The organism is Enterococcus sp. FDAARGOS_553 (assembly GCF_003812305.1).
Classification (GTDB): Bacteria; Bacillota; Bacilli; order Lactobacillales; family Enterococcaceae; genus Enterococcus_D; species Enterococcus_D gallinarum.
In genome coordinates, this window is sequence record NZ_CP033740.1 from 1,612,573 (window position 1) to 1,627,713 (window position 15,141).

Below are 15,141 nucleotides of genomic sequence, written 5' to 3' on the forward strand. Positions count from 1 at the left end.
ACTCATAACTCCAAAACTATTGTATACTAATCAAATAAGAAAACAAGCAAGGTGAGGAAAAATGATTCGAATTGGTTGTACGACATTTAGTGAACATGGTTCTCTTGTTCAGAGAAAAACATCAAAACTTTTTGAATATGCCAGTGTCTTTCCTGTGGTTGAACTGGATACGTCTTATCATTATTTACCCAAAGAGAAGGATGTGCGGAATTGGTTGACGCAGGTACCGGATAACTTCCATTTTATTCTTAAAGTGCATCAAAGCGTAACGACACAAGGTGATTTGCCGGAAGGTATGTCTATGGCAGAAGCACTAACAGCTTTCAAGCAGGCGATTCAACCTATGGTGGATGCTGGCCGGCTTTATTGTTTGCTGGCACAATTTCCCAACCGGTTTAAGTGTACGAAAGAAAGTGTGGCGTATTTAGATGAAGTACGTCAGTGGTTTGCAGCGTATCCGGTGGCAATCGAGTTGCGGGATAATAGTTGGTATCAGCCAGAGTTCCGCTCTTCGATGCAAGCCTATATGCGCAAGCAAAAGTTCTCGTTGGTTATTGTTGATGAGCCCAAGAAACTCTCCACTACGGTTCCTTTAGAACCGCTAGTGACTAACCCGGCATTTGCCGTATGTCGTTTTCATGGCAGAAATGATGTTGGTTGGACAGCTACCGGACCTGACGCCAAAAAGAATCGGACGCTCTATCGCTACAATGAGAAAGAATTAAGTGAACTACGTCAAGCAGTCGAAGAAACAGCGGCTCACGCACAAGAAGTTGCTGTTATTTTTAACAATAATGCTGGCGGTGATGCGGCGGACAATGCCCGCGCGTTGATCGAAGCCATGCAAATCGATTACCAACAACTGAATCCTAGCCAATTGGAGCTATTTTGAGGAGTTATATGATTAAAGCAATTTTTTTTGACATCGATGGTACATTGATCGCAGATAACGGGAAAGCGATGGCAAGTACCCGAGCAGCGATCAAAGAAGCCAGAAAACAAGGTGTTTTATGTGGCGTGGCGACAGGCCGCGGACCTGTAGAATTAGAGAAAGTCATCGATTATTTAGATTTGGATATGTTCATCACCTATAATGGGCAGTTTGTCTACACCAAACAAAATTTGATTTATGCCAAACCTTTCTCGAAGAACATCCTTGAAGAAATTGTTGCATATGCAGATGAAAATTATCGGCAGGTAATGTTTGGCGGAGAAACCAAAGTGGCTGGCAGCTTGACGATTCGTTTGAGTCAATCACCAGTGATGCAACGTTATTTGCGATTCGTCCCAAAGAAGTTTCCCGTTGGGGTGCTAAAAAAATTGCTGCAGCGATTCAGTCCAAATCGAAATGCCAAACGGTATCAGTCTCTGGATATTTTGCGGGAACCAATTTATCAGTGCATTATGCTGAGTCCCGAATCAGAGAAAGAAAAGCTAAAGCAAAAACTGCCTTCCTGTGATTTCAAACGCTCCAATGCCTATTCAGTGGATATCGTCCCCAAGAAAGGCTCGAAAATGAAGGGAATCCATGAGTTTTTGGCTTATGAAGGGATCGCGATCGAGGAAGCCATGGCTTTTGGGGATCACGAAAATGATATCGAGATGTTGAAAGGTGTTGGTATTGGGGTGGCTATGGGGAATGCGCAGCAAGTGGCAAAGACAGCGGCCAATTATGTAACAGCATCTAATAATGAAGATGGTATCGCTCAGGCTCTGAAACACTATGGCATCATCGAATAACACATAACTAGAGGAATAAATGGAATACACGAATTGATTGAGTGAGATCAACGGAGGAGGAAAGAAGATGAGTCCTTTTGAAATGACAGAAGAATTTCATCAAACCTTTGACCCGACACGTCCGGAGCAACCACGGCCATTCACACCAGAAAAGGCCAGTTTCCGTGCAGGGTTCAAAGTAGAAGAATTAGTTGAGTTTTTGTATGCAGCGGCCAACAATGATCCCGAGCAGTTCGCACAGTCAGTGGCGGATCTGCATCAGGGAATCGAGCAAGCAAAAGAAAAGATCACTAGCAAACAAAAACCAGTGACGGATACGTTAGTCGAGCAAGTCGATGCCTTATGCGATCTTTTGTATTTCACCTATGGCTCTTTTTCACTATTGGGTGTCGATCCGGCACCAATTTTGAAAATCGTTCATGAAGCCAATATGGGGAAACTTTTTCCAGATGGCATGCCCCATTACCATCCTGTGACTCATAAAGTCATGAAACCTGCGGATTGGGAAGAACGTTTTGCTCCAGAGCCCCGCATCAAAGCTGAAATTGAACGTCAGATCGTAGCAAAAATGAAGAGTTGACTTGAAACGAGTGAACACCCATAAAAATAAGATGACCTTTGCAAAATCATTCGCAAGGGTCATCTTGTTTTTTTGTTCTAAGTGTATTTGAGGGGCGGCTTTGTTGGGAAAGGCCACTGACTATCAATCAAAAAAGGTATAATACAAAGTTCGAACAGCGGCTTTCTCTTGTTCTTTATGGATACCAAACATAATACTGACCTCGGAAGAACCTTGGTTGATCATTTCCAAGTTGATGTTCTTGCGGGCCAATGCAGCTGTGCTGTCTGCAGTGATCCCCACTCGTTGGCGCATCCCTTCGCCAACGACTACGACCATGGATAAGTCGTGGGTCATTCGTAATTCATCTGGATCGATCTCATAAGCGATCTTGCGCAGCAATTCTTCTTCCAACACCGGATTTAATTGATTGGCTCTCATAATGATCGAGATATCATCGATTCCGGACGGCATATGCTCATAGTTTAAATCAAATTCTTTGAAAATCTCAAGGACGCGTAAAGTAAAACCAACTTCTCGGTTCATCAAGTATTTACGGATGTAGATCATACAGAAGCCTTCATCACTAGCAACACCGACAACTGGTTGTGTCAAGTTGTTCCGTTGGTTGGTAATCATGGTTCCTGGATGTGTGGGATTATTCGTATTTTTGATAACGACGGGAATCTTTGCCCGATAAGAAGGCATCAACGCTTCATCGTGCAGCACCGTGAATCCGGCATACGAAAGTTCCCGCATTTCTCGATAAGTCAGTTCTTTGATGGGTTCTGGGTGATGGACATAACCTGGATGAGCCGAAAAAATACCATCGACGTCTGTAAAGTTCTCATAAAGCGTCGCGTTGACACCAGCAGCTACCAATGCACCAGAAATATCTGATCCGCCTCGAGAGAAAGTACAGATTTCTCCATCCTCCGTATACCCAAAAAATCCTGGGATCACTAAAATTTCTTCTGTTTCTGCCCAGGCATTGATTTTTGTGTAAGATGCTGGCAAGATCCGGGCGTTTTGGGGTTCATCAGTGACTAAGATCCCTAGCTCCTCTGGGTTTAAGTAACGTGCTGCTAGACCGGATGCTTGTAAAATTCCGGCAATCAAACGAGCGTTATTGTCTTCTCCACTAGCTAAGATCTTGTCATGAAAATGTGGGTCATCATTAGGCGACAATGTCAGAAACTGCTGTAAAGCACTTTGGATCTCTGCCAATAATTCAGGCGCCACTTGAAAAGGGGCAGCGATGGCAGCATAACGCGCATAAATTTCTGTTAATAAGGGACGGACATCTTTTGATGCAGCTAGTCCTTCACAAGTGGCTAATAAAAGATCAGTCACTTTGGTATCGTCTGCATGGCGTTTACCGGGGGCAGAAACAACAACAAAACGGCGTTGTGGATCTGCTTGGATAATATCAACTACTTTTTGCACTTGCTCGGCTGAAGCGAGCGAACTACCACCAAATTTTGCTACTTTCATCTTGCATTACTCCTGTTCAAGCTTTTTTCTAGAGTACAGTGTCAAAAGTGAGAAATCAAGGCATTTCTTAAAAAAGGCACCAAAAAACAGGAAAAAGCTTTTTTGATTTCGGCTTTTCCAAGGAAATTTAGAGAGAGCTTGTTAAAAAAAGAATGAAAAATTGGAGGAAGTCGCAAAAAAGTCAATCTTTTTTGCCGCAATTTAATGCTTGATTTTTTTCTTTATGCTATAATCTAGCGTAGATGCTTTTTTTGAAAAGGGACAAGTGGGTCCTTTTATTTGAGATACCTTACATACCCAAAAACGGATCTGTGAAAACGCGGATTTCATACGAAAAGTGTAGATTTGAAAATTGGAGGAACCATAAAATGGGAACTAATATCATCTTTGGAATCGTTATTGCCATTGTCGTCATCGCGGCGATCTTATATGCGATCGGTTACTTTATGCGAAAGAAAAATCAGGAGAAACTGGATGTCTTAGAGAAACGTAAAGAAAACCTGTTTGATCTGCCGGTCATTGAAGAAGTCGATGAAGTGAAAAAAATGCATTTGGTGGGTCAAAGCCAAAACACATTCCGAGAATGGAACCAGCAATGGACAGATATTTCCACCTCCTCATTTGCGGAACTGGAAAGCCAAATCTTTGAAGTCGAAGAGTTGAATGAACGGATTCGCTTTTTCAAAGCTAAAACAGCGATCGAACAAGCGGAAGCAACCATGGATGATATGGAACGTCAAGTCGAAGAGATTCGTGCCGGCTTGAAAGAACTTCGTGAAAGTGAAGAACGCAATTCCCTAGAAGTCCAAAAAGCATTGGATGTTTATGAAGATTTGAAGAAAAACTTGCGGGAGCATGGAGAGGAATTTGGTCCAGCTTATAACGAACTGCAAAAGCAAATCAAAAATATCGAGATTGAATTCACTCAATTTGTTACGCTGAATACTTCCGGTGATCCGGTCGAAGCTCGGGAAGTTTTAGAACAAGCAGAGCAACACACCTATGAAGTCGAAGATTTGATGAAACGAATCCCAGCTGCTTATGAAGAGCTGAATCGTACGTTCCCTGATCAATTAAAAGAAATCCAAGATGGATACAAAAAATTATTGGATCAAAAATACGTCTTTCCTGAAGCTAACTTCCAAGAAGATATCAACCGCGTGAAAAAACGGGTTGAAAATTCTATGAATGATTTAGCCAAAACAGAAGTTGCTTCTGTGGAGGTAGCTAATCGGGATACAGCTAGTGACATCGATGCTTTGTATACGGTAATGGAACGTGAAATCAATGCGAAGAAATATGTTCTTAAAAATCGTCAAGTGATTGTTGACTACATCGATCATGCGACGAAAAACAATCGTCAATTATTGATTGAGTTGGATCATACCGCTCAAAGCTATACATTGAATCATAATGAATTAGGTCGGGTTCGTGGCTTCCAAACAGAAGTCGATGAATTGGCTCGCCGCAACAATGAATACTTGCCGCAGTTGGAAAACCATGAGATCCCTTATTCAGAAGTACAAAGTTTTTATAAAGATGCTTACAAAATTTTAGATGATGTCGAAGCGCAACAAGTTGAAATCGATGAAGCGCTAAGTGATCTACGCCGTGGTGAAAAGGTCGCACAAGAGAAAGTAGAGAACTTCGAATTTCGTTTACGTAACCTCAAACGTTTTGTTGAGAAACAGCGTTTGCCAGGCTTACCAGGGGAATACTTAGAATTCTTCTTTGTCGCAACTGACCGAGTGGAAGAATTAGGCAAAGAATTGAATAAAATTCGGATCAACATGCAAGAAATCAATAAATTGGTTTCAGTTTGTGAAGAAGATTTAGACATGCTTGATGAACAAACGAAAGATTTAGTGGATGCAGCTGCATTGACAGAACAAATGATGCAATATGCAAACCGTTACCGTCATTCACATGCCGACATCAAAGCAGCGATTGATAAGAGTTTGTATCTGTTTACGAAAGAGTATCGTTATCAAGATGCATTAGATGAGATCGGGACAGCTTTGGAACGCGTCGAACCAGGTGCTTTCAAGCGGATCGAGAACTTCTATTTCAAGAATCGTGATTTAGTATAAAGCAAAAGCCAGCAGTGAAAAACTGTCTGGCTTTTTTAGTGAATTGGCGGATTCTCTACCGACAAATCGATCCAAGAAGAGGAACTTCTTGAAAGAGCAGGAAAGAGCAGTTATAATGGGAAAGAATTTTTCAAAGAAAGGGTCCTAGCATTGATTTATTTTGATAACAGCGCCACAACCGCAATTTATCCGCAAGCATTAGATACATATGTAAAAGTTAGTCAGCGTATTATCGGCAACCCTTCAAGTCTTCACGATCTGGGCAGTCAAGCCAGCCGTCTTTTGGAACAGTCTCGGGCGCAAATTGCTGAGCTGCTGCAAGTTTCTGCTTCAGAGATTTGGTTTACCAGTGGGGGGACGGAAGGAGACAATTGGGTCTTAAAAGGCACCGCGATCGCCAAAAAAGCTTATGGCAATCACTTGATTATTTCTGGCATCGAACATCCAGCGGTCAGTGAGACCGCAGAACAGTTGAAAGAACTAGGGTTTGACGTGAGTATCGCACCCGTTACTTCTACTGGATTTGTAGATGTCGCTGCTTTGCAGCAACTGATCCGAAAGGAAACGATTCTTGTTTCTGTGATGGCAGTCAACAACGAAATTGGTTCGATCCAGCCAATCAATCAAATCGCTGAAATTCTAGAAGCTCATCCTCGCATCCACTTCCATGTGGATGCTGTTCAAGCAATTGCGAAGGTTGATCAGCAGCAATGGTTGCCACAACGGGTAGACTTTGCCACATTTTCTGCCCACAAGTTTCATGGACCTAGGGGCGTCGGTTTTATTTATTGGAAAAAAGGCCGTAAGCTAACACCATTGATGACCGGTGGCGGGCAAGAACAAAATCAGCGCAGCGGGACTGAGAATTTACCGGCAATTGTTGCAATGGCTAAAGCGTTGCGACTAGCACTTGAACAAAAAGCTGCCCGGCCTAACCATGTGGGCTTATTGAAAAGTTACCTTTCAGAAGCATTATCTGAGTATGAGAAAGTGACGGTGTTTTCTGGAGCCGAACATTTTGCGCCGCATATTCTTTGTTTCTCATTGGAAGGGATCAGAGGAGAAGTGCTTGTCCATGCCTTTGAAGAAAAACAGATTTATCTCTCAACGACTAGTGCCTGCTCTTCCCGCAAGAAAATGGCTAGCAGCACATTGCATGCGATGCATGTCCCTAGTCGCTTAGCTACTTCAGCAGTTCGGGTCAGCTTGGATGAAAGTAATACGATGGCCGAAGTAGAACAATTTTTGGTTGTTTTTAATCAGCTTTATCAAAAGTTCTCAAAATTAAGCCAATAAGAGCATGTTGCGAACATACCAACGACAAACAAAGGAGTTTTACTCGTGAATTATACAGAGATCATGGTTCGCTACGGCGAATTATCAACCAAAGGAAAAAACCGCCGCAGTTTCATTATGCAGTTGGCGGAGAATGTGAAGCGAACACTTGCCGACTTTCCTAAAGTCAAAGTTCATGCAGAACGTGATCGGATGCATTTGCTTCTGAATGGGGAAGACAGTCAGGCAATTATATTGAAATTGCAAAAAGTGTTTGGGATTCAAAATTTTTCTCCCAGCATTCGGGTAGAAAAAGACGTCGAAGTGTTAAAAGAAGCCGTACAAACAGTGATGAGTGAAATCTATACAGGGACTGAGACCTTCAAAATCACTGCCAAACGCAGTGACCATCAATTCATCCAAGACAGTAATCAGTTGAATTTGACGTTAGGAAATGCTGTAATTGATCGCTTTCCAGAAATCAAAGTTCAAATGAAAAAGCCAGATATCAATCTACGGGTAGAGATCCGTATGGATGGAGCCTACCTTTCTTACGAGACGATCCAAGGAGCTGGTGGGTTACCGGTTGGAACGAGTGGGAAAGGGATGCTGATGCTTTCAGGCGGGATCGATTCCCCCGTTGCTGGTTATTTTGCGATGAAACGCGGGGTAGAGATCGAAGCGGTCCATTTTGCCAGCCCGCCTTATACTAGCGAACAGGCACTACAAAAAGCCAAAGATCTGACAAAGAAACTAACCCCTTATGTTGGCGGTATTCAGTTTATTGAAGTCCCATTCACTGAAGTTCAAGAAGAAATCAAGAAGCATGTGCCTCAAGGCTATTGGATGACGATCACTCGCCGGATGATGCTGCGACTCACAGATGCGATCCGTGAAGCTCGTCATGGATTGATTATTTTGAACGGAGAATCACTAGGCCAAGTGGCTTCACAAACATTGCAAAGTATGGTGGCGATCAATGAAGTAACGAATACGCCAATCATTCGTCCGGTGGCAACGATGGATAAATTAGAAATCATTGATGTAGCTCAAGAGATCGATACGTTTGAACTGGCGATCCAGCCATTTGAAGACTGCTGCACGATTTTTGCTCCGCCACAGCCTAAGACAAGACCGAAGTTGGAGAAAGTGCATTTATATGAAGAGCGCTTAGATATAGCAGGCATGATGGAGCGGGCATTAGCTGGGTTGAAAATCGAAGAGATCCAAGCTTCCGAAAAAGCAGAATTCGCTGATTTTCTTTGATCTTCACATCAGAAAAAATTTTGATATCAGGGGATAAAAACCAGCTGTTGACTGTTGGCAATTAAAGAAAAAAGATGGTTACAAAGGGTGTGCCCAAGTAGCCGTCTTTTTTTGTTTATGCTGGACCTGTGAGATTTCTCACAGTCGTTTGACTGGAATCTAGGAAGCATTAAAAGTTTGTGAAAATTGCTTGCTATTCAATGACGAGCATGCTAAACTCGATATGTGAACCATTTAACAAGGAGGACGGAAACCATGGAAGCATTAAGAGAAAAAAAACTTCCTAAAGCAACAGCGAAACGTCTGCCTGCTTATTTAAGGCATTTAAAATTTTTGGATGCATCAGGTGTCCATCGAATCAAATCAAAAGAGTTTGCTGAGATCACACAAGTTCCTTCCGCAACGATTCGTCGGGACTTTTCCCACTTAGGGGAATTAGGACGAAGCGGGTATGGTTATGAAGTTCCTTACTTGATTGAAGTTTTTAGCCATATATTAGAAACGAACGAAGCAAAGAACATTGCATTAGTGGGCTTTGGCAATCTAGGTAAAGCTCTTGCAAACAACAACTTTCGCCGCAATGAGAATCTTTCGATCGTTGCTGTATTTGATAATGATCCCCAATTGATCGGTAAGACCATCGACGGTCACTATGTTTATGGAATGGATCAGCTAGCTGAGATCGTTCAGGAGAAAGGAATCACTGTAGCTATCTCGACAGTACCTAGTCAATATTCTCAGGCGGCAATCGATACGATCGTAGAATCTGGCATTACAGCGATTTTAAATTTTGCCCCTGATCGCGTCAATGTACCTAAAAATGTTCATATCCAATACATCGATCTGACGACAGAATTACAGACGTTGATCTTTTTTGACAATACCTATTCTCAGAAATCGTAGGTTTTGAGCAAAATCTTTTGGCTTTCGCGGGTTCTCTCCTATACTGGAGAAAACTGTAATAGGAGAGATGACATGCAAGTAACACGTAAAGGAACCATTTTTGAAGTACCAGGCATTCAGCCAAAAGTAGGGGATCAAGCCAAAGAATTTGAACTGAAAAGTTTAGATGACAAAGTTTATCGCTTGGCTGATTTCTTAGGTAAACCGACGATCTTAAGCGTTGTTCCCGACATTGACACGCGGGTCTGTGCATTGCAGACGAAGCGCTTCAATGAAGAAGCAAGTAAGATTGATGAGGTTAATTTTGTGACAATCTCGAACAATACGAAAGAAGAACAAGCAAATTGGTGTGGACAAGAAGGGATCGATATGCTGATGCTGCATGATCCAGAAAATACGTTTGGAGAAACCTATCAAATTATGATCCCAGAGTTTGGACATTTTGCCCGCGCGATTTTTGTCTTAGATGAAAAAGGGGTGATCCGCTACGAAGAGATCGTGCCTGAAATCTCTCAAGAACCGGACTATCAATCGGCTTTGGCCGCTGCCAGATCAATCGCTGTTTGACTTTCAAAAAAGTTCATTGTAGAATGAACAAGATCAATTGAAAGAAGACGAGGATCAAGAGGAGTATCAGACGGACTGTTTTTACAGAGAGAAGACCAATTGGTGCAAGGTTTTCAGCAGGAATCTGAGAAGGTAGCTTGTGAGTCTTTGATTGGAACAGCAAGGAACACCTTGTTCAGTAGAATCAAACGCTTCGTGACCGTTAACTCACGCCCAAGAGGTAGAGAAATCTACAATTTAGGTGGTACCGCGTATTTGCGTCCTAAAATGCTTCGGCATTTTAGGACTTTTTTTATTCCCAAAAGCCGAGCGGTCTTGAAGGAACTGATCAAAAAAAGTAGGAGGTAAAACAATGTCCGATAACTTATCAACAAAGTACAACCCGCAAGAAGTCGAAGCGGGACGCTACCAGGAATGGTTAGCCAAAGATCTATTCAAACCAAGTGGTGATCAAAAAGCCAAGCCTTATTCAATCGTTATTCCTCCGCCAAATGTTACTGGTAAACTACACTTAGGCCATGCGTGGGATACAACCCTTCAAGATATCATCATTCGCCAAAAACGGATGCAAGGGTTTGATACATTGTGGTTACCAGGTATGGATCACGCTGGAATTGCGACACAAGCAAAAGTCGAAGAAAAACTAAGAGAACAAGGGATCTCCCGCTATGACCTTGGTCGGGAAAAATTTGTCGACCAAGTGTGGGAATGGAAAGAAGAATATGCAGGCCATATTCGTGAGCAGTGGGCAAAGCTAGGATTGTCTCTTGACTATAGTCGAGAACGGTTCACATTAGACGAGGGTCTGTCAGATGCTGTCCGTAAAGTCTTCGTAACTCTTTACGAAAAAGACTTGATCTATCGCGGCGAATATATCATCAACTGGGATCCGCAAGCACGTACGGCCTTATCTGATATTGAAGTCATCCATAAAGAGATCGAAGGAGCTTTTTACCACATGACTTATGAGCTGGCAGATGGTTCTGGTACCGTAGAGATTGCCACCACTCGTCCAGAAACGATGCTAGGAGACACTGCGATCGCTGTCCATCCAGAGGATGAACGCTACCAAGAATTGATCGGCAAAAAGGTTATTTTGCCATTAGTTAATAAAGAGATCCCAATCATTGCGGATACTTACGTGGATCAAGAATTTGGAACCGGCGTAGTAAAAATCACCCCTGCCCATGATCCGAATGACTTTGAAGTCGGTAACCGCCATAACTTGCCACGGGTCAATGTTATGAACGATGACGGAACCATGAATGATTTAGCCGGTAAATATGCTGGCATGGATCGTTTTGCAGCTCGTAAAGCGATCGTCAAAGATTTGGAAGATATCGGACGTTTGTTAAAGATTGAAAAAATGATTCACAGTGTTGGCCATTCAGAACGAACCGGTGTCGTTGTTGAACCTCGTTTATCTACGCAATGGTTTGTCAAAATGGGGCCATTGGCTAAAGAAGCGATCGACAACCAATCGACGGATCAGGCAGTCGAGTTTTTCCCACCGCGCTTCAATCAAACTTTCTTGCGCTGGATGGAAAATATTCACGACTGGGTTATTTCCCGACAATTGTGGTGGGGACATCAAATTCCTGCTTGGTACCACAATGAAACTGGTGAAATGTATGTGGGCTTAGAAGCACCGGCAGATGCCGAAAACTGGACACAGGATCCTGATGTACTGGATACTTGGTTCAGCTCCGCATTATGGCCATTTTCAACCATGGGCTGGCCAGATGAAAATAGTGCTGATTATCAGCGTTATTTCCCAACCAACACGCTAGTCACAGGCTACGACATCATTGCTTTCTGGGTAAGCCGCATGATTTTCCAAAGCTTGGAATTCACAGGCAAACGTCCTTTTGAAAATGTGCTGATCCATGGACTGATTCGTGATGAACAGGGACGTAAAATGAGTAAGTCATTAGGGAACGGGATCGATCCGATGGAAGTCATCGAAAAATATGGCGCCGATGCATTGCGCTGGTTCTTATCAAATGGCTCTGCACCAGGACAAGATGTTCGCTTCAGCTATGAAAAAATGGATGCTGCTTGGAACTTCATCAACAAGATTTGGAATGCGTCCCGTTTTGTCTTGATGAATGTTGAAGGAATGACGGTGACAGATATTGATTTTTCTGGCGAGAAATCCGTAGCGGACCGTTGGATCTTAACTCGTTTAAATGAAACGATCGAGAAAGTGACTGAGTTGTTTGATCGTTTTGAATTCGGTGAAGCAGGTCGCCAGTTATACAACTTTATTTGGGATGACTTTTGTGACTGGTATATCGAAATGAGCAAAGAAACCTTATATGGTGAAAATGAAGCAGCTAAACAAGTCAATAAGAGCATTTTGGTTCATGTGTTGGATCAAATATTACGCTTGCTGCACCCAATCATGCCGTTTGTCACAGAAGAAATTTGGAGTAAACTGCCTCATACAGGCGATTCGCTTGTAGTAGCTGCTTATCCAGAAGTTGAGCCAGAGTGGTCGGATGAGAAAGCAGCACAAGGAATGGAAGTGTTAAAAGAGTTGATTCGTTCTGTCCGCAACATTCGGGCGGAAGTCAACACGCCGCTTTCTAAGCCAATTACATTGCTGATCCAAACCAACGATGTTGAGATCGAGAGCTTCCTGATCACCAACAAAAACTATATCGAACGATTCTGCAATCCAGAAGAGCTAGTGATTTCCAATACACTGGAAGCACCGGAATTGGCGATGTCAGCTATCTTATCCGGAGCAACGATCTATTTGCCATTAGCCGGCTTGATCAATATCGAAGAAGAAATCAGCCGTTTAGAAAAAGAATTGGCGAAATTCAATCAAGAGGTCAAACGCGTGCAAGGGAAATTAGCAAACGAACGTTTCGTTGCCAATGCCCCTGAAGAAGTTGTGGCGCAAGAGCGAGCGAAAGAAGCCGATTATTTGGATAAACAAAAAGCAGTTCAAGAACGGATCGAGCAATTGCGTACGATTCAATAATCTATTTATTGAATCGAGGCAGCAAGCTAATCATCGATATTCCTATGGAACACTAGCTGTTGCAAACTACCGATCTAACTATTTACTCTCTAACTACCCGATCTCTAGCTACCCGATCTATAGAGGAAAGAATTCCTAACCGCTATAGATCGGGTAGTTTTCCTATCGATTTTTGTTGGGAACGCTCTGAGAGAAAGAGCAGTAGAATTAGGAAAAAAAGGGAAGATTTGCTAAAATGATTTTGAGGTGAAGAACATGACAAGTGAAGAAGCAATTGCATGGATCCACGGAAGAAAGACCTTCGGGATGCGTCCAGGATTGATGCGAGTAGAAGCATTGCTACAACGATTAGGCAATCCAGAAAAAAATCTGACATTGATCCATGTTGCCGGAACGAACGGCAAGGGTTCGACTGTCAGCTATTTACGAAGTCTTCTAGAAGAAAGTGGGCTGCAAGTTGGAACGTTCACATCGCCCCATATCGAGTCTTTCAATGAACGGATCGAGATTGATGGGCGTTTTATACCAGATGACTCGCTGATTGAATGGGTCGAAACACTTCAACCACTCGTCATGCAACTGGATCAGGAAGAAGAATTGACCGGAATCACCCAATTTGAGATTTTGACTGCACTGGCATTCGGCTACTTTGCCCAGCAACAAGTCGATGTGGCTATCATAGAAGTTGGCTTAGGCGGCCGTTTGGATAGTACAAATGTGATCACACCAATCTTGACGGCCATCACGACGATTGGAATGGACCATATGGATATGCTTGGTGACACGATTGAGGCCATTGCTGCCCATAAAGCCGGGATCATCAAACCCAAGGTGCCACTAGTGACTGGGAAGATCCCTGAAAGTGCGCTATCCGTAATCGACCTTGAAGCTGCAGAATCTGAGGCTCCTGTATCCCACTTGGGAGAAGACTATCGAGTCACGTATCATCGTCCGGATGAAATCTGGGGAGAGTGGTTCGATTTTGAGAATGACCGCGGAAAAATCAAAGGACTGAAAACGCCGATGATTGGTCGACACCAACCAGAAAACGCCGGTGTCGCTATTCAATTATATTATTTATTCTGTGAGTTAAAAAAACTGCCATTTTCGGAAAAAGTAGTCCGCAATGGCTTAAAGAAAGCTTATTGGCCCGCGCGAATGGAGAAAATCAGCAATGAACCGCTGATCATTATAGATGGTGCGCATAACACGCACGCCATGGAACGCTTGGTTGAGACAGTTAGAGAAGAATTCACCAACTATCGCATCCATATCTTGTTTTCAGCATTGGAGACAAAAAATGTCGATGAGATGCTGCAACAGCTGTTAACGATCCCGAAAGCTGAAATCTATTTGACCACATTTGATTTTCCAAAAGCGATCCATTTAAGTGATGATTACCAGCAATTGAATGAAGCGCGCATCTCGATCGTTTCACTATGGCAGTTTGGCTTAGCAGAATTATTAGAAAAAATGACCAATGAAGACTTGCTTCTGATCACTGGTTCGCTTTATTTTGTATCAGAAGTTCGGGAACTTTTGTTGGGAATGGGAGGAAGAAATGGCTGAATTAAATGGTGTGATTTTTGATATGGACGGACTGATTTTTGATACGGAGCTTCTTTACTATCAGGCAACACAGATCGTGGCCGATCAGATGGCGATCCCCTATACAAAAGATGTCTATCTAGCATACGTTGGTGTTTCAGATGAAGAAGTCTGGGCGGCTTATCATGAACGATATGATGCTGCCTTCGGTCCAGAGACTGTTGATCGTTTCATCCAAGCCGCTTTTGATCAAACTCTGCTGCTCTTTGAGCAAGGCCAAGCAGCATTAAAACCGGGGGTCCATGACTTGCTGCGCTATTTGGATGAAAAAGGGATTCCGCGGATCCTTGCTTCTAGCAACCAACGACGAGTCATCGATACATTACTGGATTCCGCAGGTCTGACGCAAGAATTTCCAGAAATCGTTTGTTTCGATGATGTTGTGCGGGCGAAACCGGATCCTGAAATTTTCGAAAAAGCCCATAATCGCTTAGGGGTTCCGAAAAATCAATTAGTCATTCTTGAAGATTCCGCTAACGGTATTCATGCTGCGCATGCAGCTGGCATTCCGGTGATCATGGTACCTGATCTGGTTGCTCCGACGTCAGTGATCGAAGAAAAAGTGCTGCATATCTTGCCTTCACTGGTAGAAGTGCCGGATTATTTTGAGCAGGCCTATACTTGGTAGTGTCGCATCAACCATGAAC

At 43.0% G+C, this 15,141-nt stretch carries 12 protein-coding genes and 1 other annotated feature; of the genes, 11 read left to right on the forward strand and 1 reads right to left on the reverse strand.

Annotated elements, in window-relative coordinates:
- Positions 1 to 61: 61 nt before the first annotated feature.
- The 3 genes from EGX73_RS08230 (at position 62) to EGX73_RS08240 (ending at position 2,320) form a co-directional block, all read left to right on the forward strand.
- On the forward strand, positions 62 to 892 hold the full coding sequence (locus EGX73_RS08230) for a DUF72 domain-containing protein (RefSeq protein WP_081132096.1): 831 nt from the start codon (positions 62 to 64) through the stop codon (positions 890 to 892).
- Between the two features lie 8 nt (positions 893 to 900).
- Positions 901 to 1,740, forward strand: coding sequence for a Cof-type HAD-IIB family hydrolase (locus EGX73_RS08235; RefSeq protein WP_003127327.1), 840 nt, complete (start codon positions 901 to 903; stop codon positions 1,738 to 1,740).
- A gap of 67 nt (positions 1,741 to 1,807) precedes the next feature.
- A complete protein-coding gene (locus EGX73_RS08240) occupies positions 1,808 to 2,320 on the forward strand; it encodes a haloacid dehalogenase (RefSeq protein ID WP_003127328.1) in 513 nt (170 codons plus the stop codon).
- A 123-nt stretch (positions 2,321 to 2,443) separates the two neighbouring features.
- Here the strand turns inward: EGX73_RS08240 and EGX73_RS08245 are convergent, their stop codons facing one another.
- Positions 2,444 to 3,793, reverse strand: a complete 1,350-nt coding sequence (locus tag EGX73_RS08245) for an aspartate kinase (RefSeq protein WP_003127329.1) — start codon at positions 3,791 to 3,793, stop codon at positions 2,444 to 2,446.
- 368 nt (positions 3,794 to 4,161) lie between these two features.
- Between EGX73_RS08245 and ezrA the strand changes: the two genes are divergently transcribed.
- The 8 genes from ezrA (at position 4,162) to EGX73_RS08285 (ending at position 15,122) form a co-directional block, all read left to right on the forward strand.
- Positions 4,162 to 5,883: a septation ring formation regulator EzrA gene (gene ezrA, locus EGX73_RS08250; protein WP_003127330.1), complete on the forward strand. Its 1,722-nt coding sequence runs from the start codon at positions 4,162 to 4,164 to the stop codon at positions 5,881 to 5,883.
- A 150-nt stretch (positions 5,884 to 6,033) separates the two neighbouring features.
- Positions 6,034 to 7,179, forward strand: a complete 1,146-nt coding sequence (locus EGX73_RS08255; RefSeq protein WP_123866871.1) for a cysteine desulfurase family protein — start codon at positions 6,034 to 6,036, stop codon at positions 7,177 to 7,179.
- A gap of 45 nt (positions 7,180 to 7,224) precedes the next feature.
- Positions 7,225 to 8,424: a tRNA uracil 4-sulfurtransferase ThiI gene (gene thiI / locus EGX73_RS08260; RefSeq protein ID WP_003127333.1), complete on the forward strand. Its 1,200-nt coding sequence runs from the start codon at positions 7,225 to 7,227 to the stop codon at positions 8,422 to 8,424.
- 255 nt (positions 8,425 to 8,679) lie between these two features.
- A complete protein-coding gene (locus tag EGX73_RS08265) occupies positions 8,680 to 9,327 on the forward strand; it encodes a redox-sensing transcriptional repressor Rex (RefSeq protein ID WP_003127334.1) in 648 nt (215 codons plus the stop codon).
- A 72-nt stretch (positions 9,328 to 9,399) separates the two neighbouring features.
- Positions 9,400 to 9,894, forward strand: a complete 495-nt coding sequence (gene tpx, locus EGX73_RS08270) for a thiol peroxidase (RefSeq protein WP_123866872.1) — start codon at positions 9,400 to 9,402, stop codon at positions 9,892 to 9,894.
- 41 nt (positions 9,895 to 9,935) lie between these two features.
- Positions 9,936 to 10,162: a binding site (T-box leader), on the forward strand.
- Between the two features lie 84 nt (positions 10,163 to 10,246).
- Positions 10,247 to 12,886, forward strand: coding sequence for a valine--tRNA ligase (locus tag EGX73_RS08275; RefSeq protein WP_123866873.1), 2,640 nt, complete (start codon positions 10,247 to 10,249; stop codon positions 12,884 to 12,886).
- A gap of 255 nt (positions 12,887 to 13,141) precedes the next feature.
- Positions 13,142 to 14,455 (forward strand): folylpolyglutamate synthase/dihydrofolate synthase family protein, encoded by a 1,314-nt coding sequence (locus tag EGX73_RS08280; RefSeq protein WP_005471605.1) that lies wholly within the window; start codon positions 13,142 to 13,144, stop codon positions 14,453 to 14,455.
- Positions 14,448 to 15,122: an HAD family phosphatase gene (locus EGX73_RS08285; RefSeq protein ID WP_003127338.1), complete on the forward strand. Its 675-nt coding sequence runs from the start codon at positions 14,448 to 14,450 to the stop codon at positions 15,120 to 15,122. Before EGX73_RS08280 ends, EGX73_RS08285 begins: the two co-directional genes overlap by 8 nt.
- The last annotated feature ends 19 nt before the right edge of the window (positions 15,123 to 15,141 follow it).